The sequence below is a fragment of the Streptomyces sp. NPDC007164 genome (assembly GCF_040634135.1).
GTDB classification, from domain to species: domain Bacteria; phylum Actinomycetota; class Actinomycetes; order Streptomycetales; family Streptomycetaceae; genus Streptomyces; species Streptomyces sanglieri.
The window spans coordinates 704,474-726,540 of sequence record NZ_JBEYFB010000001.1 but is presented as its reverse complement, the minus strand read 5'-3'; the positions used below and the strand labels follow the sequence as shown (position 1 = coordinate 726,540).

Below are 22,067 nucleotides of genomic sequence, written 5' to 3'. Positions count from 1 at the left end.
CCGCCCCTCAAACGCCGGAGGGGCCCGAAACGGGGCTCACGGGCGCCAGCTCGTCCGGCAGCTCCGCCGCGTGCACCACCGTCAGGCCCGACACCGCCCGGGTCAGTGCCACGTACAACCGGCGCAGGCCCGTGCGTACGTCCGGTTCGCCGTCGACCACCGCGGCCGGCTCGTCCAGTACCACGTAGTCGTACTCCAGGCCCTTCGCCAGCGACGCGGGGACCAGGGTCAGACGGGACTCGGCGGTCGTCTCCTCGCCGGGGGAGAGGTACGAGTGCCCCGCCGCTGCCAGGGCCTCCGCCAGCGCCGGAATCCGCGCGTCGGCCGCGATCAGGCCGATCGAGCCCTCCCGCGTCAACGATTCGTCGCACGCCGCCAGCACCGCCGCGTCCAGCTCCGCCGGGCCGGCCACCCGCCGTACCTCCAGCGAACCCGGCGACTCACGCACCGACTCCACCGGGGCGAGGCCCGGCGAGATCGCGGGGAGCAGCCGGGAGGCGTACGCGATCACCTCGCGCGGCACACGGAAGCCCGCCGTCAGCTCCTCCACCACCGCGTCCGACTTGCCGAGATGGTGCAGCGCCTGCGCCCAGCTCCCCGTCGACCACGGCGTCGTGCCCTGCGCCAGGTCACCGAGGACCGTCGCCGAACCGGTCGTGCAGCGGCGGCCCACCGCCCGGTACTGCATGGGGGACAGGTCCTGCGCCTCGTCCAGCACCACATGGCCGAGCGAGTGCGTGCGCGCCACCAGATCGCCGGCCTCGTCGATGAGCACCGCGTCCGCCGCCGACCACTTCGCTGACTTCACGCTCCGGGCCGGCTTCTCCCACAGGACCGTCTTCTGCTCGTCCTCGGTGAGCAGACCCGCCGCGTGCGCGGCCAGGAACTCCGCGTCCGACAGCAGCCGCAGCACCAGCTTCGCCGGGTCGACGGCCGGCCAGATCGCCTTCACGGCCGCCTTCACCGCGGGGTTGCGGGCCACCGCGTTCTGCACCCGGTCGTCGGGGGCCTCGCCCGCCTCCTCCATCCGGACCAGGACGGCGTGCGCGATGCGCTGCGGAAGCGCGTCGTGGGCGGCCCCGTACCGCATGTCCCGGGCCAGCAGCTCGTCGACCATCTCCGCGATCTCGTACGCGGGCACCCGCCAGCGCCGCGAACCGCGCACCACCACGACCGGCTCCACCGGGGGCGTCACATGCGAACGGATCGCCCGCCGCAGCACCTCGGCCATCCGGGCGTCGCCCTTGACGACGGCGGCGGCCGCCGGGTCCGTACCGCGCACCTCGGTGCCGGCCGTGACCAGGTCGTCGACGGTCGCCTGCTGCACCGCCAGCTCGCCCAGGGCCGGCAGCACCTGCTCGATGTACTGGAGGAAGGACCGGTTCGGCCCGATGACCAGCGTGCCGGTACGGGCCAGCCGCTCGCGGTGCGCGTACAGCAGATACGCCACCCGGTGCAGGCCGACGGCCGTCTTGCCGGTGCCGGGCCCGCCCTGCACACAGACCGTTCCGCCCAGCTCGCTACGGACGATCTCGTCCTGCTCCGGCTGGATCGTCGCGACGATGTCGCGCATCGGGCCGACGCGCGGCCGCTCGATCTCCGCCTGGAGGAGCTTGCTGGTCTGCGCGGTCTCGGTGGGGTCGGTGAGGTGCTCGTCCTCGTACGCGGTCAGCTCACCGCCGGTGTAGCCGAACCGGCGGCGCTGCCCCACGTCCTGGGGGTCCTTCCTGGACGCCCGGTAGAACGGCTGCGAGACGGGCGCGCGCCAGTCGATGACCATCGGGTCGCCGTCGGAGTCGTGGACATGGCGGCGACCGATGTAGAACTGCTCTCCCTCCGCCCCCTCCGCCTGCTCGGCACCGACCCGGTGCAGATAGTCCAGGCGGCCGAAGAAGAGCGGGGTGTGGGCGAGATCGGCGAGCGACTTGATGCGCTCGTCGATCTGGGACTGAAGTACGGCCGCGTTGACCCAGTTCGCGGTGACATCGCGGATGTCCAGGGCCTGGGCGTCCTCGCGCATGGCGCGCAGCGCGGCGCGGGACGCGGTGAGATGGGCGCGTTCGCGAGCCAGTGGATCGGTGGTGGTGTCGCTTTCGTGTTCGTGCGCGGGCACGGTGTTGCCTCCGGCTGTTCAACGCAGGACGGCGGACCGCATCCGGCCCCGGTCGGTGCTCGGGGGCGATGCGGTCCGCTCGGGGATCGATCACGGGTACGCGCAGCAGGTGCGCGTATGGCTGTCGGCCGGTTTCCGTCCGGTCGGCGGCGCTCCCCCGGCTGCCGGCGCGGACCCCAGGGCCTGTCCGGCGGATCACGGTCGGTCAGGGCCTTGCGGGTCGCCGGTACCACGGTGCGGGAGGCGGGCAGACCGGCGATTGTATCGACCGCGCCCGCCGGGGGCGAACGGATTACCGCCGGGTCCATCCCGTAGGGGACGGCATGCGACCGCAGACCTACCCGGACCACCGCCGGGTTCCGCCCGTGGGTCTACCCGCCCACCCGCGGGATTCAGCCCGCGGGCCGATGCCCGTACCGGCCGGGCGCAGGACCATGGACACATGAGCACCGTCATGCTGAACCCCCGCAGGACCGGCCCCGCGCACGGCGCGACCGCGGCCACCGGTCACCACCGCAGCCACCGCGTCGGCGACGCCGTGCGCGCCGTCAAGGTCTTCACCCGCGCCGCGTTCGGCGTGCTCGTGCTCGGCGAGTACGCGGAGGAGGCGGAGAAGGCGGGCGTCCGCCGCCGCGAGCACTGAGTACCCAGAACCTCCCGGTGTGAGTATCGGACCGGAGGTGGACCGGCCCTGCCCCGCGGTTGGGTAGCGGCATGGAGAACAGCCACGTCCACGTGATGCGTCCCGCCCTCGTCGGCCCCGCCGGTCCCGTCGTCCCCGCGCGCAGTTCGTACGCCTTCGTCGCCCCCGCGATCGCCACGGCCCTTTCCTTCTTCATGACCTGCTTCGGCATGTTCGCCATCGGCTTCGCGGCGATGGCGACCGACAGCTGCGGCCCGGACAACTGCTCCTCGGACATCACGGTTCCGCTGAGCCTCATGGTCTACGGGCTGTACGCGACCCCGTTCGTCACGCCCCTCGCCCTGATCGCCGCCTGGGTGCTGCCCTGGTGGCGTCCCCGCTGGACCACCGCCCGCCTGTGCGCAGCGGCGATCGCCGTGCTGCCGGGGCTGACGGCGGTGGGCGGCCTGGCCCTGCTCGTGACGCTCGGCGGCTGACCCGGTCAGGACGCGGCCGGTCCGCGCACACGGACCGGCCACCGGCCACCGCCCTCAGTTGTCCGTGAGCAGCTCGTCCGCGTCCACGATCCGGTACGCGTACCCCTGCTCGGCCAGGAACCGCTGGCGGTGCGCCGCGAAGTCCTGGTCGATCGTGTCGCGTGCGACCACCGAGTAGAACCGCGCCTCGTGCCCGTCCGCCTTCGGCCGCAGCACCCGGCCCAGCCGCTGTGCCTCCTCCTGGCGGGAGCCGAACGTCCCCGAAACCTGGATGGCGACGGTCGCCTCCGGCAGGTCGATCGAGAAGTTCGCGACCTTCGAGACCACCAGGACGTTGAGCTCGCCCTCACGGAACGCGTCGAAGAGCTTCTCGCGCTGGGCGTTGCTCGTCTCGCCCTTGATCACCGGGGCGTTCAGATGCTCGCCCAGCTCGTCGAGCTGGTCGATGTACTGCCCGATGACCAGGGTCTGTTCGCCGCGGTGCTTGCGCACCAGCGCCTCCGTCACCTTCCGCTTCGTCGCCGTCGTCGCGCAGAACCGGTACTTCTCCTCGGCCTCCGCCGTCGCGTACGCGAGCCGCTCCGAGTCCGTCAGATTGACCCGCACCTCGACACAGTCGGCCGGTGCGATGTAGCCCTGCGCCTCGATCTCCTTCCACGGGGCGTCGAACCGCTTGGGCCCGATCAGCGAGAAGACGTCCGACTCGCGGCCGTCCTCACGCACCAGGGTCGCCGTCAGTCCGAGCCGCCGCCGGGCCTGGAGATCGGCGGTGAACTTGAAGACGGGCGCGGGCAGCAGGTGCACCTCGTCGTAGATCACCAGCCCCCAGTCGCGGGAGTCGAACAGCTCCAGGTGCGGATAGACGCCCTTGCGACGGGTCGTCAGCACCTGGTACGTGGCGATGGTGACCGGCCGGATCTCCTTGCGGGTACCGCTGTACTCGCCGATCTCGTCCGCGGTCAGCGAGGTCCGCTTCACCAGCTCGTGCTTCCACTGCCGGGCCGAGACGGTGTTCGTCACCAGGATCAGCGTGGTCGCCTTGGCCTCGGCCATCGCACCGGCCCCGACCAGCGTCTTGCCCGCACCGCAGGGCAGCACCACGACGCCCGAGCCGCCGTGCCAGAACCCCTCGACGGCCTGCTTCTGGTACGGCCGCAGCGCCCAGCCGTCCTCGGCCAGCTCGATGGGGTGCGCCTCGCCGTCCACGTAACCGGCGAGGTCCTCGGCCGGCCAGCCCAGCTTCAGCAGCGTCTGCTTGATCTGCCCGCGCTCGGACGGGTGCACGGCCACGGTGTCCGGGTCGATCCGCGCCCCGACCAGCGGCTGCACCTTCTTCGAGCGGAGGATCTCCTCCAGCACGGGCCGGTCGGTGGAGGTCAGCACCAGTCCGTGGACCGGATGCTTGGACAGGGTGAGGCGGCCGTACCGGGCCATCGTCTCGGCGATGTCGACGAGCAGCGCGTGCGGAACGGGATAGCGCGAGTAGTGCACGAGTGCGTCGACGACCTGCTCGGCGTCGTGCCCGGCGGCCCGCGCGTTCCACAGCCCGAGCGGGGTCAGCCGGTAGGTGTGGATGTGCTCGGGCGCACGCTCCAGCTCCGCGAAGGGCGCGATGGCACGGCGGCAGGCATCGGCCTGGTCGTGGTCGACTTCCAGGAGGAGTGTCTTGTCGCTCTGGACGATGAGGGGTCCGGTCACGCGCGTCGGCCCTTTCTGCGGGGTGCGGCCACGGATGCGGCCAAACGTCCAGTGTGCCGCATGCCGCGGCCGCGGCGCGTGTGTTGTCGGGCACGGGTGTGAGCGCGGGCGCGGGTGTGGGCGCAGGCATGGTTGTGCCGGGGCGGACGCGGTTGCGCCGGGCGGACGCGATCGTGACGGCGTGGGCGCGGGCGTGGTCGTGTCGTCACGGACCTGGTCGTGGCGGCGTGGTCGTGCCGGCGCGGGCCGGTCCTCCCGTGGTCCGCCGGTCAGTCAGTCCGGCGGCGGCCCCGTCCCTCGGGGAGCCGGCCCAGATGTACGGCGGCGTGGACGGTCAGCGCCAGTTGCCGGACGTCCTCGGTGAAGGTGTCGACGCGGATCCTGCGTCCATCGGTCAACACGATGTTGCAGGTGAAGCCCATCCCGCGGGCCTCGGCCAGCGGCCGGCCGTCCTCGCCGTGCGCGCCGACGGACGCGATGTCCTGCCACGGGATCAGAGTGGCGGTGCCCGCCACGCGGTGGGTCAGCCCCCGTTCGTGGACGTCGAAGCACTGCTCACGGGTACGGAACCCCTGGACCAGCCGCCAGATGCCCAGGCCCAGCCCCACCAGCCCGACGCCGAGCAGCAGCCCGGCCAGCTCCGGAGCCCCGTCGGTGGTGCCGATCGACGCGACGGCCACCGGCACCCCGAAAGCCGTGCCCACCGCTCCGACGAGGAGCATGATTCCGGCGTGACTCAGCCGTCTGCCTCCGTCCGTACGGTGCTCGCGGACGAATCCCCCCAGCTGTCTGGCCGCTTCGGTGCGCCGCATGACATCCCCCTCCAGCGTCGTGAACACGTCAGAGTTTGCCCTGCGGGGGCCCGGCCCGCCCTCGATTCGCACGCACTGCCACGTTCGGCGCCGGCCGACGGGGAGGGGACGGGGACAGGGACGTGCCGAGGGTTACGCCGTGGCGTCGTCCGCCAGTTCCGCGACGCCCGTGATGCGGTGCAGCGGGTACGTGCGGACCTCGTCCGCCGTGTGGTCGTACGCCGTGACGAAGCCGCCCTCGACCCGGACCGGGGCGATGACCCGCTGGCTGGCGGCGCCGTCCGCGTTGACGTAGCCGATCCAGAGCGCCGAGCCGGTCATCGCGGCGGCCTGGACGGTGGCGAGGGTCTCGGCGGAGGTCGTACGGGGCAGTGAGCCGGGCGCGGCCGCAGGGGCACCGGGGGCTTCCGGGGCGTCCTTGCGGACCACCGTGGCGGCCGTGTCCCCGGACCGGATCGCCCGTACCGCCGCGCCGAGCAGGGTGGCGTCCGGCACCGGAGGGCCCTCCGGCACGGGGACGGGGGCGGCGCGGGGCGGGGTGCGGCGGGCGCCCGCGCGGGTGATCAGCACGTCGCCCTCGGCGGACTCGGCGGCCGGGGCATAACCCATCTCGCGCAGCCCTTCGAGCAGGGACGCCGGGTCGACCTGCGCGGCCAGGGCGGTCGGCGCGAGACGGCGCAGCCGCAGGGTGACCGAGCGCTTGTCGGCCAGGATCTCGTTCAGCACGGCCTCGTCGTCGCAGCGCACGTACGAGGAGGCGGCGCCGATCCGCAGATGGCCGTGGCGGCGGGCGACGTCGTCGATGAGGTAGCTGAGCGGCTGCGGGACGGGCGTGCGGCTGTGCGCGGCGAGGAAGGCGTGCAGGTCGGCCGCGGACTGCCCGGCGTCCAGGGCGCGGCGCACCGAGCCGGGGGTGAAGCGGTAGACCGTCGCGCCGCCCTTCGACTCGATGTCCGCGAGGGCGGAGAGCATGTCCGCCAGGGGGCGCTCCAGCGGGCCGGGGGCGACGGCCGTGAGGTCGGCCTGGAGCAGGACGTGGTCCAGCGGCTCCGGGATGAGCGGCGCGAGCAGCGCGGCGGCCTCGGCCGGTCCGGCGTCGAGCAGGGCGCGGGTGTGCGTGGCGAGCGCGCCGCGGCCGGTGATGCCGAGCAGCTCGGATTCGTTGAGCGTCCACAGGGCGATCCGGGACCGCAGATCGGTGGTGTCCCCGGCGGAGACGGAGGCGCCGCGCAGGGGGCGCTCCCAGCGCAGCCGGGCGAGGACGGACTCCGGGTCGGGGGCGGTGCCGGGCTCCAGGGCGGCGAGCAGGGCCAGGACCCGGTGCCGTACCTCCGGGGCGGCGGAGCGGTCGAGCTCGGGGCCCAGTGCGGACAGGGCCCGGCCCTTGGCGTCCTGACCGCCGACGAGGCCCGAGGTGCGGGTGGCGGCGAGCCAGGCGGTGGCGAGGTGCGTCCAGCGGTCCTGCGCGGGGAGCTCGGCCCAGTCGTCGTACGCGGGCGTCGGCGCGTACCGCTCGTCGGCCTCGCCGTCGGAGGCCAGCAGCCCGGCCGCGAAGGCGAGTTCGGCCCAGAACGCGGCGACCGGCTCGGGGACCTCCAGGGCGGTGGCGGTCTTCTTCAGCTCGCGGACGCTGAGCCCGCCGGCCCGCAGTATCGGGGGCCCGCCGCCGTTCCAGCTCTTCAGCAGCTCCTCGACGGTGTTCACGGCCAGCAGCGCCTGACCGGCCGCCGCGCTGTCCACAGCCTGTGGATCGCGGTTGGCGACCGCATCCACGGCCGGCGGCCGCGGCTCCGGTACGCGGTGGGCGCGTCCCGCCCGCAGATGCAGGGCGGCCTCGCGGGGCAGCACCACGGTGCGGGTCGACACCGGCAGCAGCAGCCCGTGGTCGCGCAGCCACTTCACCGGCGGGGTGGGGTTCGGGGTCACCTCCCCGTACGGCGGCCCCCACACCAGCCGGTCCAGCACGGACAGGGCCTCGGCCGGGGCGGAGTCCAGCAGTTCGCCCATCCTGGTCCGGTCGGTGAAGAGCGCGGCCAGGGCGGTCACGGCGGAGACCGGGTCGTGCGTGGCGGGCAGCCCGGCCGCGGTCAGGATCTCCTGGAGGCGGCCCGGGGACATGCCGGAGGTCGCCTCGGCGACGGTCGGCCCGAGGCCGGTGGGGGAGGCGTGCTGCGGGGACGGCGCGAGGATCTCGCGTGCCGTGCGCACCAGCCGCAGCCGCTCGTCCTCGCCCCAGACGAGGGCCTGCTCGCGCAGCGTGGCCAGGGCGCCGGGCAGCGCGTCGGAGATCGCCCCGCCCGCGTCGTCGAGGCGCTCGCCGTCGTCCCGGCCGTCGCCGGTGAGCAGGCCGAGCAGCGTCTCGTACGTGGCGGGGTCGGTGGCCACCGCGAGCGCCTCGGCGGTCTGCAGCGCGAACCGGTCGAGGTGCTCCAGCGCGCGTACGACCGAGGCACGGGTGCCGGCCCTGGTGGCGAGCTGGGTGATGTCGCCCGGCACCGGGTTGAGGAGATCGGGGCGGGCGCGCAGCAGCCCGGCCAACGACTCGTCGTCCCGGGCCCGGAGAGCTTCGGCGAGCGTCCGCGGTGGTGTGGTCATCCCCATCCGTCCCACGGTAGCCGCTCCGGACCGGCCCGAGGGTCTGTCCGGAGGCCCCCGGGCAGGCCCGGGGGCGCTACCGTCGGTGCAGGGCGGTAGAGGGGAACGATCGCGTGGGGATCGAGAGCGACCAGCTGGTCTACGACTATCTGAGCCGGGTCGGGGACCTGGCACAGCAGCAACAGCTGTCCTCGGCCGCCCGGATGAGGCTGGTCTCGACGCTCCGGGGTGAGATCGACCGGCAGCGCGGAAAGCAGTCCGGGGACAGCCCGGCAGCGGTCCGCCGCATCATCGGAAGGCTCGGCGAGCCGGACGAACTCGTGGCCGCCGCGGCCGCGTCGGGCGACGGCACGGTGGAGCTCGCGGGGCGGCCGGAGCCCGTGCCGGACGAGGCGCGGGGCATTCCGCGTCCGCGCAAGGGGATGCTCCGCAAGGACGGCCGGAAAGACGGTTCCGGCAAGGGCGCGTCGCGGCCGCCGGAGCCCGCACCCGATGCGCCGGACGCACCCGACGCGCCGGACGCACCCGATGCACCCGGTGCGCCCGGCGTACCCGGGGCGCGGGGCGGCCGGGCGCCGTCGCCGCCGCACACGGCCGGTACGGACGAGCTGGGTCCGTCCGGGAGCGAGCCCGACTGGTGGCGGGTCGAGCCGGGGCCGTTCGGCGAGGGGGTCGATGTACCGGGGTTCCTCGGCGGCGTCGAGATCCCGGACATGATGCAGCCGCCCCCGGCCCGGGACGCGGTGCCGCGCCCGCGCACGGCGGGGAACGGACCGGCGTCCGGTGGCGGTGACGAGGACGGGGCCGGTGACGGTGACGGGGCCGAGGACGGCGGCCCGGAGGAGGACGAGGAGGCGGCGCCGAGGCGGCGCCGGCTTCCGGGACTGCGCCGCCGCGCGCCGCGCGAGCGCGGGGCGGGCGGCCACGGCTTCTCCCACCCACTGCTGCTGCTCGCCGCCGTACTGCTGGTGGCGGGCGTCGCGACGGGTTCCTGGCTGGCCCTGGCGGGCGGCTGGCTCCTCGCGTACAGCTCACGCACACTGTCCCGCGCCGAAGCGAAGTGGGCCGCGATGGGGCTGCCGGGCGTGGTCGCGGCGGGCGCCCTGGTCTGGCTGTGGGGCAGGACCGAAGGCCGCTGGGGCGAGCCCATCGGGGCCGGGCAGCTGGGCGACGCGATCGGCGAGATGTGGCCGTGGGTGGTGCGGGGGGCGGCCGTCGCGTCCGCGCTCTACCTGCTGTGGCGGTCGCGGAGGCCACGCACCTGACGACCGGGCGGCGAGTCGGCCGGCTCCGGCCGCCGGAGTCGGCCGGCTGTTCCCGCCCGTTGCATGCCGGGCGTGGGTCGGCTGTTCCCGTCCGTTGCGGGCCGGGCGCGGGCCGGTTGTTCTTCACCCGCGGGTTTGCCGGGTCTGAGCCGGCTGTCCTTCGCCCCGGGGCTCGTCCGGCTTGAGCCGGCCGCTGGGTTGAGCCGGCCGCCCCATCCGCAGGTGCGTCCCGGACTCGGCCGACGGCCCAGCCCCGCCCCGCTCAGCCCAGTCCAGTCCAGTCCAGTCCATCGACGCTCCCCGGTCTCAGCCGGTCATCTTCGCCTGGAACTCGTCGAGGATCTTGTCCGCGGCGGTGTAGCCGATGCCGGCGATCCACAGCCGGTCGTCGACCTTGAAGACCTTGCCGTCCTTGGACGCCTTCAGGTTCTTCCACAGACCGCTGTTCATCGTCTTGGTCGTGCCCGCCTTCGCCGGGTCGCCGTACGTCGACGTGAAGACGACGTCCGCGTCCGCGAGGTCGATCTTCTCGGGCGACACGTCGTACGAGAAGCCGTCCTTGGCCTTGTCGGTGATCGCGGGGCGGCCCATGCCCAGGTCGGCGAGGATCGAGCCGATGTAGTTCTGCTTGCCGTAGATGCGGATGTCGGCACCCTCGACGAAGCGGACGAAGTTGACCTCGGTGGCGGCGGCCTTCTCCTTGCCGCCGACCGCCTCGGTCACCTTCGCGACATGGGCGTCGTAGTCGGCCACGACCTTCTTCGCCTCGGCCTGCTTGCCGAGCGCCTCCGCGTGCAGCTGGAAGTTCTCCTTCCAGGCAGACCCGGTGGACTCCGTCATCACGGTCGGGGCGATCGCCTTCAGCTGCTCGTAACGGTCCCCGTCCCGCACCTTGCTGGTGAGGATCAGGTCCGGCTTCAGCGAGGCGACGGTCTCCAGGTTGGGGTTGGCGATCTCGCCGACCTGCTTGATGTCCTTCGTCCGGCTCGCGGGCAGGTACGAGGGGAAGCTGTCCTCCGACGCCGAGTGCGTCCCGCCGACCGGCTGCACGCCGAGGGTCAGCGCCGAGTCCAGCTCACCGGTGTCCAGGACCACGACGCGCTCGGGGTGCACGGGGACCTCGATGTCGCCCATGGCCGTCTTGACGGTGTGGGTCTTCGCCTCTCCGGAGTCGGAGGAGCCGCTGGCGCTCCCGCCGGACTCCGAGAATCCGCAGGCGGAGAGCGTGAGGGCGCCGGCCAGGGAGAGGGCGCCGAGAGCGAGGGCGCGGCGGTGGACGGGACGGCGGACGGAGGGGGCCATCGGATGCCTTTCGTAGGAGTGAGGAGTCAGGAACCAGGAGTCAGGAGTGGGGATGTGCCCCGAGGCGACCGGGGCCGGTGCGCGGGCTCACGAGGCCGGTCCGGCCTGCCACGGCGCGCCCGGCACCACGAGCGGCGAACCGGTCACCGGGTCCGGGACGATCACCGCCTCCAGGCCGAAGACCTCGCGTACGAGACCGGCCGTGACGATGTCGTCGGGGCGGCCCTCGGCGACGATCCGGCCGGCCTTCATGGCGACCAGGTGGTCCGCGTACCGGGCGGCCTGGTTGAGGTCGTGGAGCACGGTGACGACGGTCCGGCCGCGGGTGCCGTCCGCCGCCGGGGCGGTGAGCCGGCGCACCAGGTCCAGGACCTCCACCTGGTGGGCGATGTCGAGATACGTGGTCGGCTCGTCGAGCAGCAGCAGGTCGGTCTCCTGGGCGAGCGCCATCGCGATCCAGACCCGCTGGCGCTGACCGCCGGACAGCTCGTCCACGGACCGGTCGCCGAGCGCGATGACGTCCGTGCGCTCCATCGCGTCGGTCACCGCCCGCTCGTCCTCGTCCGACCACTGCTGCCACCAGTGCTGGTGCGGCTGGCGGCCACGGGCGACGAGGTCGCTGACGGTGATCGCCTCGGGGGCCACCGGGGTCTGCGGCAGCAGCCCGATCGACTGGGCGATCCTGCGGGTGGGGATCTTCGACAGCTCGGTGCCGTCGAGGAGGACCGCCCCGCCGCGCGGCTTGAGGAGCCGGCCGAGCGCGCGCAGGGTGGTCGACTTGCCGCAGGCGTTCGGGCCGACGATGACCGTGACCCGGCCGTCCGGAATGTCGAGGTCCACCGAGTCGACGACGGTGCGGTCCTCGTACGCGAGCGTCAGCTCCCGTGCGGTGAGCCGGCCGGTCGCGGTCCCGGCGACGGTGGTGCCGGACATCGGGGTCGAACTCATGCTGTGCCTCCACTACGGCCACGACCGCCGCCCTGACCGCGGATGATCAGCCAGATCAGATACGGGGCGCCGACCGCCGCCGTCAGTACGCCCACCGGCAGTTCGGTGGGGGAGAAGAGCCTGCGCGCCAGCAGGTCCGCGAACACCACGATCACCGCGCCGAGCAGCGCCGAGCAGAGCAGCGGGATCTGCGCGGTCCGCGTCATCCGGCGGGCGATCTGCGGGGCGAGGAGCGCCACGAAGTCGACCGGGCCGGCCGTGCCCGTCGCCACGGACGCCAGGACCACGCCGAGCGCGACCAGACCCAGCCGTACCCGCCCCAGCCGTACTCCGAGGGCGGTCGCGGTGTCGTCGTCCATCGATACGGTGCGCTGGGCGCGGGCCGCCCACAGCACGGCGGGCAGCAGGATCAGCAGCGTCCAGCCGATCGGCGCGGCCTCGGACCAGCCGCGGCCGTTGAGCGAGCCGGTCATCCAGATGTGCGCCTGCTGGGCGACCAGGTAGTCGCCCTTCGTCAGGAACAGCGTGGTGACCGAGCGCAGCGCGATGGCGAAGCCGATGCCGATGAGGACGAAGCGGGTGGCGTGCAGCCCGCCCCGCCAGGCGAAGACGTACACGAGCGCCGCCGCGGCCACCCCGCCGATCACGGAGAGGTACGGCAGCACGGTGTACGAGGTGATGCCGAAGGTCATCGCGCCGACCGTGAGCGCGCTCGCGCCCTGGCTGATGCCGATGATGTCGGGGCTGGCGAGTGGGTTGCGGGCGACGGTCTGGATCAGTGCGCCGGCGATCCCGAAGGCGACGCCGACCAGCAGTCCCACGGTCATCCGCGGCAGCCGCAGCGTGCCCACGACCAGTCCGTCCGGGGACGGCTGCCCCAGCACCACCTTCACGACCTCGCCGGGCGCGACGAAGCTCTCGCCGACGCAGAGGTACGCGACACAGACGGCGGCCAGCAGCACGACGAGGGCGGTGGCGACGAGGGCCGCCCGCCGGTGCAGCAGGAACCTTCCCCGCGCCCCGATCCGTACGACCTGATACCCGGCGGGCCGCACTCGGACCGCGGTCTTGGCACTCATGCGGGCACCGCCTTCCGGCGTACGAGGGCGACCAGGAACGGCACCCCGATCAGCGCAGTCATCACACCCGCCGGAATCTCGCTCGGCGGGAAGAGGACGCGGCCGATCACATCCGACACCAGCAGCATCACGGGCCCGATGAGGGCCGCCATCGGCAGCACCCAGCGGTGGTCGGAGCCGACGACCGCGCGGGCGATGTGCGGGACGGCGAGCCCGATGAACGCGATCGGCCCGGCCGCCGCGACACCGACACCGGTCAGCACCGTGGCACCGACACCGCCGACGACCCGGACCGTCGCGACGTTCTGCCCGAGCCCCTTCGCGACGTCCTCGCCGAGCGCCAGCGCGTCGAGCCCACGGGCGACGGACAGCACCAGCACGACCCCCACCAGCAGGAACGGCCAGATCTGCTGTGCCACCTCGGCCTCGCGTCCGGCGATCGAGCCGACCTGCCAGAACCGGAACTCGTCCAGCGCGGACGCCTTGGTCGTCAGCACCGCCGAGACCACCGACACCAGCAGCGCGTTGATGGCGGCACCGCCCAGCGCGAGCTTCACCGGGGTGGCGCCGCCGCGCCCGCTCGAAGCGATCGCGTACACGGCGACGGAGGCGATCGCCGCCCCCGCGAAGCCGAACCACACGTACCCCGTCAGGCTGTGCACCCCGGCGAACGCGATGGCCAGCACCACACCCACCGAGGCACCCTGGCTGATGCCGAGGATGCCGGGGTCGGCGATGGGGTTACGGGTGATGCCCTGGAGCACCGTGCCCGCGATGGCCAGCGCGGCGCCGACCATCAGCCCGATCAGGGTGCGCGGCACGCGCATGTTCCGGATGACTTCGGCGTTGTCGGAGTGCCCGCCGTGCAGCAGGACGTCGAACACTTCGGACGGGGGTATGGAACGGGCCCCCACGGCCAGGCTGAGGAGTACCGCCACGAGCAGCGCCACGACGGCCGCCGCCGTCGCGAGTGCGCGTCTGGAGCGGCGTGGTGCGGCGGCTGACATCGGACCCAATCACATGGCGAAGAACATCAAATGGCGAAGAACAATGCGAAGGTAAGGCTTGGCTAAGTCTAAGCATCACCGTTTCGGGCCCGAAGGCCGCACCGGGGGACGGACCCGGCGCCCGCCCCCGCCGCACCGGGGGATGGACCCGGCGCCCGCCCCCGCGACAATGGACGTCATGCCCTCACACCCCCTGACGGTCGGCTTCGACCTCGACATGACGCTCATCGACTCCCGCCCCGGAATCAAGGCCGCCTACCTGGCGCTCTCCGCCGAAACCGGGACGCCGATCGATGCCGATCTGGTGGTGAGCAGGCTCGGCCCGCCGGTCGAGGAGGAGCTGCGGAACTGGTTCCCGGCCGACGCGGTGGCCGCCACCGCCGACCGCTACCGGGAGATCTATCCCACACACGCCATCACCCCGAGCCCGGCGCTGCCGGGTGCGCGGGAGTCGATGGCGGCGATCCGGAAGCGCGGCGGCCGCGCCATAGTCGTCACCGCGAAGCACCACCCCAACGCGGAACTCCACCTGACCCACCTCGGCATCGCCCCCGACGCGGTCATCGGCGGTCTGTGGGCCGAGGCGAAGGGCCACGCCCTGCGCGAGCACGGCGCCCACATCTACGTCGGCGACCACACCGGCGACGTACGCGGAGCCCGCACGGCCGGCGCCCTGTCGGTGACGGTCACCACGGGCCCGTGCGACGCGGCGGAACTCCGGGCGGCGGGGGCGGACGTCGTCCTGTCGTCGCTGGCGGAGTTCCCGGCGTGGCTGGAGACGTACGCGGCCCAGCACTAGGTTGATCATCCATGGGGGAATTCGAACACTCGGCAGGCACCGGCAACCGCGCCCCACGCACCAAGCGGCTCCGGGCGGCCGTCGCACTGGGAACGGTCGCACTGCTCGTCGCCGTATGGGCCGCGGTGGGCGACAAGTGGCCCTGGAGCGGCGGCCTGCCGGACCGCGCGTGCTGGAACTCCATCGACCAGTCGCTGCTGACCGGGGCGGCCCCGTCGGGCGACGGCTCCTGGAAGGTCACGGAGAGCAAGGACCACTGGGGCGACCCGGAGTGCACGGTGAGCAGGGGTGACTGGCAGCTCAGCACCACCGTGATGAAAACCCCTCTCACGTCGCATCTGTGGTGGGACCTCGGCAGGTTTCCGCTGCCCCACGACCTGCCCGGGATGATCAAGACGAACGGCGACCGGGTGGACGGCTGGCTCCATCTCCCGCAGTGCCCGGACAAACTGGTGAACGTCGACGTCCCCGGCGCGAAGGCGGACCTGCGCGGCGCGGCGGACCTCGCCGCCAGGACCCTGGTCGCCGTCGGCAATGCCCGGATCGCCGAGTGCGGCGGCAAGCCCTTCCCCGTGCCCAAGAGCTTCGACTGGCCCGCGCTGAAGCCGGTGCGCCCTTCCGCGGGAGAGTCGCCCTGCGGCGTGGCGGACGCCGAAACCGTACGGAAATGGGCCGGCGGCGAGGTGACCCGGCTCGGCGCATTCGATGACGCCCCGGTCAGCAGGTGCTCCGTGCTCCAGGACGGCGAGGACGAGCACGACCTGGGACTCTTCTCGGCGGTCGTCCTGCGTGACAGGGCGACCGTGGACGCCTTCTCGCCGACCGGCGTACGCGCCGAAGTACCGGTGTCATCGGGCAAACCCCTGAACCTGACGGCCGAGGCCCTCCGCTACGACCGCGACGCCGTCACGGCTCTGGTGTGCGCCGAAGGCTCCGGGAACAGGTACGTGCACGTGTACGCCTCGGGCACGGACGCCCAGTACACGGCGATCAAGCGCGCCGTCCTGACCACGGTCGCCGCCACCATGAACTGCCCCTGACGCAGCGGCCGAACCCCTACGCCTTCGCCGCGGTTGCTACCGCTTCGCCGCTCCCGCGCGCACCGACCGGATCACGCCTGCCGCGGCGATCAGGAAGCCGACGCCCATCAGCATGCACAGCGACCAGGCGATGGACGGCAGCGGGTGGGTGCCGAGGAAGAGGGGCGCCATCGTGACCAGGGTGGACAGTGCGCCGAGGAAGAAGACGATCGCGCCGATCCTGACCAGCCGGTCACCAGCGCCAGAAGGTGTAGTACTCACCCGGCCAGGGTAGTTCCCGGCGGCGGAGAACCGCCCCGCGGTCAACCCCGCGGCCACCGGCGCGGAAAGCAAGCGCCGTTTCCGGACAGAGTCCGGATGACCAGGCTTGACGAGGGGTACTCCCCCTGGGGAGGCTGCTGCCAGCAGGGGAGCACCACCACTGGATAGCCTGACCTGCTGAGGCTTTGTTCCGGGTTCGGCATACAGGTTGCATACGGGTTGAGATGGGGTGCGTACTTTGCCGACTGGCAAGGTCAAGTGGTTCAACAGCGAGAAGGGCTTCGGCTTCCTCTCCCGCGACGACGGCGGCGACGTCTTCGTGCACTCCTCCGTGCTCCCCGACGGCATCGACGCCCTCAAGCCCGGCCAACGCGTCGAATTCGGGGTCGTCGCAGGTCAGCGAGGTGATCAGGCGCTTTCGGTGGCGGTCCTGGACCCGACCCCGTCCGTCGCGGCCGCGCAGCGCCGCAAGCCGGACGAGCTGGCGTCCATCGTGCAGGACCTGACCACCCTGCTGGAGAACATCACGCCGATGCTGGAGCGCGGCCGCTACCCCGACAAGGCGGCCGGGAAGCAGATCGGCGGCCTGCTGCGCGCGGTCGCCGACCAGCTCGACGTCTGAGAACCGACAGAAGGAGCGCGGCTCAGACGAACGACAGCGCGTCGGGGCCGAGGGGCGGTACCAGTCCCTCGGCCGCCGCGCGGGTCAGCAGTCCGCGGATCGCCGCATAGCCGTCCTCGCCCAGGTCGGCGGTGAACTCGTTGACGTACAGCCCGATGTGCTGGTCCGCCACGGCCGGGTCCATCTCCTGGGCGTGCGCCAGCACGTAGGGCCGGGACGTCTCCGGGTCGTCCCAGGCCATCCGCACCGAGGTGCGCACCGAGTCGGCGAGCAGCCTCAGCGTGTCCGCGCCCAGCGAGCGCTTGGCGATGATCGCGCCGAGCGGGATCGGCAGCCCGGTCGTCTCCTCCCAGTGCCGGCCCATGTCCGCGAGGTTGTGCAGCCCGTAGTTCTGGTACGTGAACCGGGCCTCGTGGATGACGAGACCGGCGTCCACCTTGCCGTCGCGCACGGCGGGCATGATCTCGTCGAACGGCATCACGACGATCTCGCCGACCCCGCCCGGCACCACCTCGGCCGCCCAGAGGCGGAAGAGCAGATACGCGGTGGAGCGCTCGCTCGGTACGGCGACGGTCTTCCCCGTCAGGTCCGTGCCCGCCTCCTTGGTGAGGACCAGCGGACCGCAGCCCCGCCCCAGCGCCCCGCCGCACGGCAGCAGCGCGTACTCGTCGAGCACCCACGGCAGCACCGCGTACGAGACCTTGAGGACGTCGAGCTCGCCGCGCTCGGCCATCCCGTTGGTGATGTCGATGTCCGCGAAGGTGACATCGAGGGCGGGCGCGCCGGGGACCCTTCCGTGCGCCCAGGCGTCGAAGACGAAGGTGTCGTTCGGGCAGGGCGAGAAAGCGATCTGCAGCGGGGCCGACGAGGCGTTCGACGGGGTGGCGGACGGAGTGCCCGACGGGCTGTCCGGCAGATCGTTCGACGGGTCAGGAGTCGTGTCGGTCATGGTGGGTCCAACCTTCCAGTACGGGTACGAGCTTCCCGAACGCCCCGGTGAGCGCGGCCAGCGCGTCGCCGATGCGCCAGGCGTCCCGGTCGCGCGGGCCCACGGCGTTCGAGACCGCCCTGATCTCCAGGACGGGCAGGCCGACGAGCTCGGCGGCCTCCGCGACCCCGAAGCCCTCCATCGCCTCGGCGGCGGCCCGCGGGTGCGCGGCGAGCAGGGCGGCGGCGCGGTCGGCGGAACCGGTCACGGTGGAGACGGTGAGGATGTCGCCGGTGAGGGCACCGGTGGCGGCGGCCGTCGCGCGTACCAGCGACTGGGGCGGGAGATGCCAGGTGCGGCCGAAACCGAGTTCGGTGACCGGTACGAAGCCCGTCGCGGTCTCGGCGCCCAGGTCCGCCGCGCCGATACGGTCGGCCACCACGAGGGAGCCGACCGGGGCGACACCGGCGAACCCGCCGCCGATACCGGCCGAGATCACCAGTCCGTAGCCCTCGTCCGAGGCCAGACCGAAGGCCGCCGAGGCCGCCGCGGCACCCGGTCCCGCGCCGCCCGCGAGGACGTCGAAGGGGCCCGCTCGGTGGATCTCCGCGCCCGGAACCCGGCGCACCGGCGTCTCGGGGGCGGCCCCGGACGCACGCGTGACCGCGTCCCGTTCTGCTGGGACAGCGGTCACGACGAGTACACGCACGGGGCGAATCCTCCGAGGTCAGGAGGGGGAGGGGATCAGGAGGTCTTCTTCAGCTCGAAGTGCCAGATGCCGACGAGCTCCTTGCCCTTCGTCTCCACGATGCTGATCTGCGTCTTGTTCGTGGTCTCGCCGGTCTGGCTGGAGAAGAAGGCGCTGCCCGGGATGGACCGGTAGGTCTTCTTGTACGGCTCCTGCTCGGCCTGCTGACCGTTGATGAACAGGGTCCAGCCGTTGTCCGCGACCTCGGGGTCGACGCCGAAGCGGACCTTGTCGTCCATCGCGACCTCGACGGACTTCTCCGCCTTCTTGTTGAGGCAGCTCTGGTACTCGGACTTCTTGAGGGCCTCGCCGTCGTTGTAGCAGGACGCCTCGGTGCTCACCGAGTTGCCGCCGACCGTTACGGTCGCGAGCGGCGTCGGCTTGTCGCAGGCGGAGAGGACAAGGAGTCCCGCGGACACGGCACCAAGAGCGACGCCGATTCGGCGGCCCTTACCGGAGAAGAACGCAACGGTCATGGGCCGAAGGCTATCGGTCGCTCCGGTTCACGCCACGCGGGGGTGCGGCGAGCCGCGGTGCGCAGTGCTCAGCAGACCCCGTACGGACGTTGCGGCGCCGAGGGCGAGGATGCCCGCGGCGACCGACATGCCCAGTACGCCGTTGAGGGGGAGGGCGATGCCGATGCCGCCGCCGACCACCCAGGCCATCTGCAGCACGGTCTCGGACCGGGCGAACGCCGAGCTGCGCACCTCCTCGGGTACGTCGCGCTGGATCATCGCGTCCAGCGAGAGCTTCGACAGCGCCAGCGTGAAACCCGCGGTGGCGCTGAGCGCGGCGACCATGACCGTGCTGAAGAAGAGCGCGGCGAGCACCGCGACGAGCAGGGCCAGGGCCAGCACGGAGACGACGATCACCTCGGGGCCGCGGGCCCGCAGCCAGGAGCCGACGGCCGTACCGGACGCGTTGCCCACACCGGCCGCGACGCCGACGATGCCGAGCGAGACGGCGGCGCTCTGCCCGGAGAACGGGTGCTCGCGCAGCAGGAACGCCAGGAAGAAGATCAGGAAGCCGGAGAGCGCCCGGTGCGCGGAGTTGGCCTGGAGCCCGTTCAGCACGGACGGGCCCACGGACCGCAGACCCGGCCGCTTCTCGCCGTTCCGCTCCCGGCGCCACGCCCGGCCCGGCCGCCCGCCTCCGCCGCGCCCCGGCTCGCTCCGGGAGACCGCCACGGCGTGCGGCTCCACCAGCTGGGCCTTCCGCTCGCCCTTCGCGGAGTCGACCTTGGGCGGCAGCGTGAAGGCGAGCACGGTCCCGCCGAGGAAGATCACGCACGCGCCGTACAGCGGCCAGCCGGGCCCGACGGTCTGGAGCCCCACCCCGATCGGGGCCGCGATCCCGGTCGCCAGGAGCCCGGCCAGGGTGACCCGGGAATTCGCCTTCACCAGGGAGAAACGCGGCGGCAGCAGGCGCGGTACGACAGCGCTGCGCACCACCCCGTACGCCTTCGAGCAGACCAGTACGCCCAGCGCGGCCGGATACAGCTCCAGGCCGCCGGTGGCGACCGCGCCCGACATGGTGAGCGCCAGCACCGCACGGGCCAGCATCGCCCCGGCCATCGCGGCGCGGCGGCCGTGCGGCAGCCGGTCCAGGAGCGGGCCGATCACGGGCGCCAGGAGCGTGAAGGGGGCCATGGTGACGGCGAGGTAGAGGGCGACCCGGCCGCGGGCCTCGTCCGTCGGTACGGAGAAGAAGACCGTCGAGGCGAGCGCGACCGTGATCATCACGTCGCCCGCGCCGTTCACGGCATGCAGCTCGATCAGTTTCCCGAGCCCGGACTCTCCGGCGCCGTGCGCGTGTGTCGCCTTCCGGATGCCCTTCGCGGTGCCGGTGAACGGCTTGTGGAGGGCATGACCGACCGCCCGGCCCGTCCTGCGGAGCGGGCCGGGTTCTTCGTGCGACCTGGCGGAAGTCACTTCGTCATAGTGCCCCAGCCGCGATGGCGGTGAACCGGCATCGGCACGGGGCGCGGCGTACTTGGCCCTGTCGGGTCAGTGATCCGCCCCGGCCGGACGGGGCCGGGACGGTGGCCGGACGGGGGCTCCGGCGGGCGTTCCCCGTGGGCGACACGGCACCGGATCCGGCGTTGTTCACCACCGGATCCGGCGTTGTTCGGCACGGGATCCGGCGTTGTTTGGGACGGGCAGGTGGGCGGGGGGCGGCGGAGAGGGTAGCGTGCGTAGCGCGCCACCGGCGGTTGTTCTCGGCCGCGCGCCTCTCGGCGATCCCGCAGAATGGGTTGCAGAAGGTGTGCCCGAGGCAGGCAGTAACGGGTGTGGACGTCGACGCGGCCCCCAGGTCCGCTCCGCCCTCACCCGTCATGGCCGAAATCGATGGATGTGCTGGCGCGCTCGTGAGACTGGCGTAGGAGAGAAGCGAGACCTGTGAGTGCTGCGACGACGCGAAGCCGTACGGCCCGTACCCCTGTTCCCGACCGTCTGTGCGCCGAGGCGGTAGATCTGGCCCGCGCGGCGGCCGAGGAGGCAGCCGCGCCGGGGGCCGTCGGTGAGCATGTGGCCGTGGTCTCCGAGGGGGACCGGGTCGTCACGCACTTCTTCGAGTGCGAGGAGCCCGGCTACCGGGGCTGGCGCTGGGCGGTGACCGTCGCGCGGGCCTCCCGCGCGAAGAACGTCACCCTCGACGAAACGGTGCTGCTGCCCGGCAGTGATGCGATCCTCGCCCCGGAGTGGGTGCCGTGGAGCGAGCGGCTGCGCCCCGGCGACATGGGACCGGGCGATCTGCTGCCCACCGAGGCGGACGACATCCGCCTGGAGCCCGGCTACACCGGTGAGGACGAGCCGCCGCCGAACTCCGCGGTCTCCGAGGTCTCGCAGGAGCTGGCCGACCTCGTCGACGCGGAGGACGCGGAGCTGACGACCCGCCGCGCGACGACGAGCCGGGGCTCGATCGCGGCGGTCGCGGACGAGCTCGGGATGCGGCGGGCGCGGGTGCTGTCCCGGTACGGGCTGCACGCGGCGGCCGACCGGTGGGACGAGGCGTTCGGCGCGAAGACGCCGATGGCCCAGGCGGCCCCGGCCTCCTGCGTGACCTGTGCGTTCCTGGTGCCGCTGGCGGGCTCGCTGCGGCAGGCGTTCGGGGTGTGCGCGAACGAGTTCGGTCCGGCGGACGGGCGGGTCGTGTCGCTGTCGTACGGGTGCGGTGGGCACTCGGAGGCGGCGGTGATGCCGAAGCCGCCGAAGCCGGCGCCGCACGCGCTGGACACGATGCAGGTGGACGAGTATCCGTTGCGGCCGGCCCGGGACTCCGGTTCCGTCCCGGCGGAGGCGGACGCGCCGACGGAGGACCTCGGCCACTCGTAGGCGGTGGCCGGGGCGGCGGGGCTTCCCGCGGCGCGCGGGTGCGGGTTGCTCCGGCGGACCGGTTCCGTCCTCAATCGCCGGACGGGCTTGAGCGGGATGCCGGGCACCCCCGGCGGACCGGTTCCGTCCTCAATCGCCGGACGGGCTTGACCTTGTCGCTCGTCCGGGGACCGGGACCGACTTTCTGCGGCCCCGGGTTTTGCCGTCGGTCCGGGGATTCGCCGAGGGCTGGGATTTCGTCGTCCGGGGGTCTTCCGGCGGTCCGGGCATCCTCCGGCGGTTCGGGGATCTTCCGCCGGTCCTGGGGGCTTCCGCCGGTCCGGGGGATCTTCAGCGCGTCCGAGGATCTTCCGTCCGTTCGGGCAATCCGCGTCGGCTCACCGACCGGGGCCAGGC

Annotated in this window: 20 protein-coding genes; 7 read left to right on the top strand and 13 right to left on the bottom strand. The window is 72.9% G+C overall.

The features are described from left to right. Positions 1-7: 7 nt before the first annotated feature. Positions 8-2,113, bottom strand: a complete 2,106-nt coding sequence (locus ABZ622_RS03315; protein ID WP_360539816.1) for a UvrD-helicase domain-containing protein — start codon at positions 2,111-2,113, stop codon at positions 8-10. 442 nt (positions 2,114-2,555) lie between these two features. Here ABZ622_RS03315 and ABZ622_RS03310 point away from each other — a divergent pair, with 442 nt between their 5' ends. Continuing rightward, positions 2,556-2,756 carry a hypothetical protein gene (locus ABZ622_RS03310; protein ID WP_360539814.1) on the top strand — a complete coding sequence of 67 codons (201 nt, stop codon included), beginning with the start codon at positions 2,556-2,558 and terminating at the stop codon, positions 2,754-2,756. 71 nt (positions 2,757-2,827) lie between these two features. Beyond that, positions 2,828-3,232, top strand: a complete 405-nt coding sequence (locus ABZ622_RS03305; RefSeq protein WP_360539812.1) for a hypothetical protein — start codon at positions 2,828-2,830, stop codon at positions 3,230-3,232. A 54-nt stretch (positions 3,233-3,286) separates the two neighbouring features. Here the strand turns inward: ABZ622_RS03305 and ABZ622_RS03300 are convergent, their stop codons facing one another. The 3 genes from ABZ622_RS03300 to ABZ622_RS03290 all read right to left on the bottom strand — a co-directional run bounded on the left by ABZ622_RS03300 (position 3,287) and on the right by ABZ622_RS03290 (position 8,343). Then, positions 3,287-4,930 carry a DNA repair helicase XPB gene (locus tag ABZ622_RS03300; RefSeq protein ID WP_360539810.1) on the bottom strand — a complete coding sequence of 548 codons (1,644 nt, stop codon included), beginning with the start codon at positions 4,928-4,930 and terminating at the stop codon, positions 3,287-3,289. A 269-nt stretch (positions 4,931-5,199) separates the two neighbouring features. Next, on the bottom strand, positions 5,200-5,742 hold the full coding sequence (locus ABZ622_RS03295; protein ID WP_360539808.1) for a hypothetical protein: 543 nt from the start codon (positions 5,740-5,742) through the stop codon (positions 5,200-5,202). Positions 5,743-5,874: 132 nt separating this feature from the next. Continuing rightward, positions 5,875-8,343, bottom strand: a complete 2,469-nt coding sequence (locus tag ABZ622_RS03290) for a helicase C-terminal domain-containing protein (protein ID WP_360539806.1) — start codon at positions 8,341-8,343, stop codon at positions 5,875-5,877. Positions 8,344-8,450: 107 nt separating this feature from the next. Here ABZ622_RS03290 and ABZ622_RS03285 point away from each other — a divergent pair, with 107 nt between their 5' ends. Then, the gene (locus tag ABZ622_RS03285; protein WP_360539804.1) at positions 8,451-9,602 is read left to right on the top strand and encodes a hypothetical protein; all 1,152 of its coding nucleotides are present in this window, start codon (positions 8,451-8,453) and stop codon (positions 9,600-9,602) included. A 306-nt stretch (positions 9,603-9,908) separates the two neighbouring features. On the opposite strand, the gene ABZ622_RS03280 is transcribed toward ABZ622_RS03285, so the two are convergent. The 4 genes from ABZ622_RS03280 to ABZ622_RS03265 all read right to left on the bottom strand — a co-directional run bounded on the left by ABZ622_RS03280 (position 9,909) and on the right by ABZ622_RS03265 (position 13,938). Continuing rightward, the gene (locus ABZ622_RS03280; protein ID WP_360539802.1) at positions 9,909-10,904 is read right to left on the bottom strand and encodes an iron-siderophore ABC transporter substrate-binding protein; all 996 of its coding nucleotides are present in this window, start codon (positions 10,902-10,904) and stop codon (positions 9,909-9,911) included. 87 nt (positions 10,905-10,991) lie between these two features. Beyond that, positions 10,992-11,852: an ABC transporter ATP-binding protein gene (locus tag ABZ622_RS03275; protein WP_360539800.1), complete on the bottom strand. Its 861-nt coding sequence runs from the start codon at positions 11,850-11,852 to the stop codon at positions 10,992-10,994. After that, positions 11,849-12,931 (bottom strand): iron chelate uptake ABC transporter family permease subunit, encoded by a 1,083-nt coding sequence (locus tag ABZ622_RS03270; protein ID WP_360539798.1) that lies wholly within the window; start codon positions 12,929-12,931, stop codon positions 11,849-11,851. The genes ABZ622_RS03275 and ABZ622_RS03270 overlap by 4 nt, the downstream gene beginning before the upstream one ends. Then, entirely contained in the window at positions 12,928-13,938 is a 1,011-nt protein-coding gene (locus ABZ622_RS03265) for an iron ABC transporter permease (protein ID WP_360539796.1), read from the bottom strand. Before ABZ622_RS03265 ends, ABZ622_RS03270 begins: the two co-directional genes overlap by 4 nt. A 178-nt stretch (positions 13,939-14,116) precedes the next feature. On the opposite strand from ABZ622_RS03265, the gene ABZ622_RS03260 reads away from it, so the two are divergent. Both ABZ622_RS03260 and ABZ622_RS03255 read left to right on the top strand, forming a co-directional pair. After that, entirely contained in the window at positions 14,117-14,737 is a 621-nt protein-coding gene (locus tag ABZ622_RS03260; protein WP_360539794.1) for an HAD family hydrolase, read from the top strand. Positions 14,738-14,748: 11 nt separating this feature from the next. Continuing rightward, the gene (locus ABZ622_RS03255; RefSeq protein ID WP_360539792.1) at positions 14,749-15,777 is read left to right on the top strand and encodes a hypothetical protein; all 1,029 of its coding nucleotides are present in this window, start codon (positions 14,749-14,751) and stop codon (positions 15,775-15,777) included. A gap of 36 nt (positions 15,778-15,813) precedes the next feature. Here ABZ622_RS03255 and ABZ622_RS03250 read toward each other — a convergent pair whose 3' ends face one another. Continuing rightward, positions 15,814-16,038, bottom strand: a complete 225-nt coding sequence (locus tag ABZ622_RS03250; RefSeq protein ID WP_259931620.1) for a hypothetical protein — start codon at positions 16,036-16,038, stop codon at positions 15,814-15,816. A 238-nt stretch (positions 16,039-16,276) separates the two neighbouring features. On the opposite strand from ABZ622_RS03250, the gene ABZ622_RS03245 reads away from it, so the two are divergent. Then, a complete protein-coding gene (locus ABZ622_RS03245) occupies positions 16,277-16,660 on the top strand; it encodes a cold-shock protein (RefSeq protein WP_360539790.1) in 384 nt (127 codons plus the stop codon). A gap of 22 nt (positions 16,661-16,682) precedes the next feature. On the opposite strand, the gene ABZ622_RS03240 is transcribed toward ABZ622_RS03245, so the two are convergent. The 4 genes from ABZ622_RS03240 to ABZ622_RS03225 are packed head-to-tail and all read right to left on the bottom strand — an operon-like array spanning position 16,683 to position 20,267. Continuing rightward, on the bottom strand, positions 16,683-17,609 hold the full coding sequence (locus ABZ622_RS03240) for a 1,4-dihydroxy-6-naphthoate synthase (RefSeq protein ID WP_360539788.1): 927 nt from the start codon (positions 17,607-17,609) through the stop codon (positions 16,683-16,685). Further along, positions 17,590-18,297 (bottom strand): futalosine hydrolase, encoded by a 708-nt coding sequence (locus ABZ622_RS03235; protein ID WP_360539786.1) that lies wholly within the window; start codon positions 18,295-18,297, stop codon positions 17,590-17,592. Before ABZ622_RS03235 ends, ABZ622_RS03240 begins: the two co-directional genes overlap by 20 nt. A 35-nt stretch (positions 18,298-18,332) precedes the next feature. Beyond that, positions 18,333-18,812, bottom strand: coding sequence for a DUF2771 domain-containing protein (locus tag ABZ622_RS03230; RefSeq protein ID WP_360539784.1), 480 nt, complete (start codon positions 18,810-18,812; stop codon positions 18,333-18,335). 27 nt (positions 18,813-18,839) lie between these two features. Beyond that, positions 18,840-20,267, bottom strand: a complete 1,428-nt coding sequence (locus ABZ622_RS03225; protein ID WP_360539782.1) for an MFS transporter — start codon at positions 20,265-20,267, stop codon at positions 18,840-18,842. Positions 20,268-20,735: 468 nt separating this feature from the next. On the opposite strand from ABZ622_RS03225, the gene ABZ622_RS03220 reads away from it, so the two are divergent. Continuing rightward, complete coding sequence (locus ABZ622_RS03220; protein ID WP_360539780.1) at positions 20,736-21,671, top strand: DUF3027 domain-containing protein; 936 nt, start codon at positions 20,736-20,738, stop codon at positions 21,669-21,671. Positions 21,672-22,067 lie beyond the last annotated feature (396 nt).

Bases quoted from the DNA above. Each gene is read 5' to 3' on its own strand.
- ABZ622_RS03310 (WP_360539814.1), top strand. From the start codon at position 2,556: ATGAGCACCGTCATGCTGAACCCCCGCAGGACCGGCCCCGCGCACGGC.
- ABZ622_RS03305 (WP_360539812.1), top strand. From the start codon at position 2,828: ATGGAGAACAGCCACGTCCACGTGATGCGTCCCGCCCTCGTCGGCCCC.
- ABZ622_RS03295 (WP_360539808.1), bottom strand. From the start codon at position 5,742: ATGCGGCGCACCGAAGCGGCCAGACAGCTGGGGGGATTCGTCCGCGAG.
- ABZ622_RS03290 (WP_360539806.1), bottom strand. From the start codon at position 8,343: ATGGGGATGACCACACCACCGCGGACGCTCGCCGAAGCTCTCCGGGCC.
- ABZ622_RS03280 (WP_360539802.1), bottom strand. From the start codon at position 10,904: ATGGCCCCCTCCGTCCGCCGTCCCGTCCACCGCCGCGCCCTCGCTCTC.
- ABZ622_RS03275 (WP_360539800.1), bottom strand. From the start codon at position 11,852: ATGAGTTCGACCCCGATGTCCGGCACCACCGTCGCCGGGACCGCGACC.
- ABZ622_RS03270 (WP_360539798.1), bottom strand. From the start codon at position 12,931: ATGAGTGCCAAGACCGCGGTCCGAGTGCGGCCCGCCGGGTATCAGGTC.
- ABZ622_RS03265 (WP_360539796.1), bottom strand. From the start codon at position 13,938: ATGTCAGCCGCCGCACCACGCCGCTCCAGACGCGCACTCGCGACGGCG.
- ABZ622_RS03260 (WP_360539794.1), top strand. From the start codon at position 14,117: ATGCCCTCACACCCCCTGACGGTCGGCTTCGACCTCGACATGACGCTC.
- ABZ622_RS03255 (WP_360539792.1), top strand. From the start codon at position 14,749: ATGGGGGAATTCGAACACTCGGCAGGCACCGGCAACCGCGCCCCACGC.
- ABZ622_RS03240 (WP_360539788.1), bottom strand. From the start codon at position 17,609: ATGACCGACACGACTCCTGACCCGTCGAACGATCTGCCGGACAGCCCG.
- ABZ622_RS03230 (WP_360539784.1), bottom strand. From the start codon at position 18,812: ATGACCGTTGCGTTCTTCTCCGGTAAGGGCCGCCGAATCGGCGTCGCT.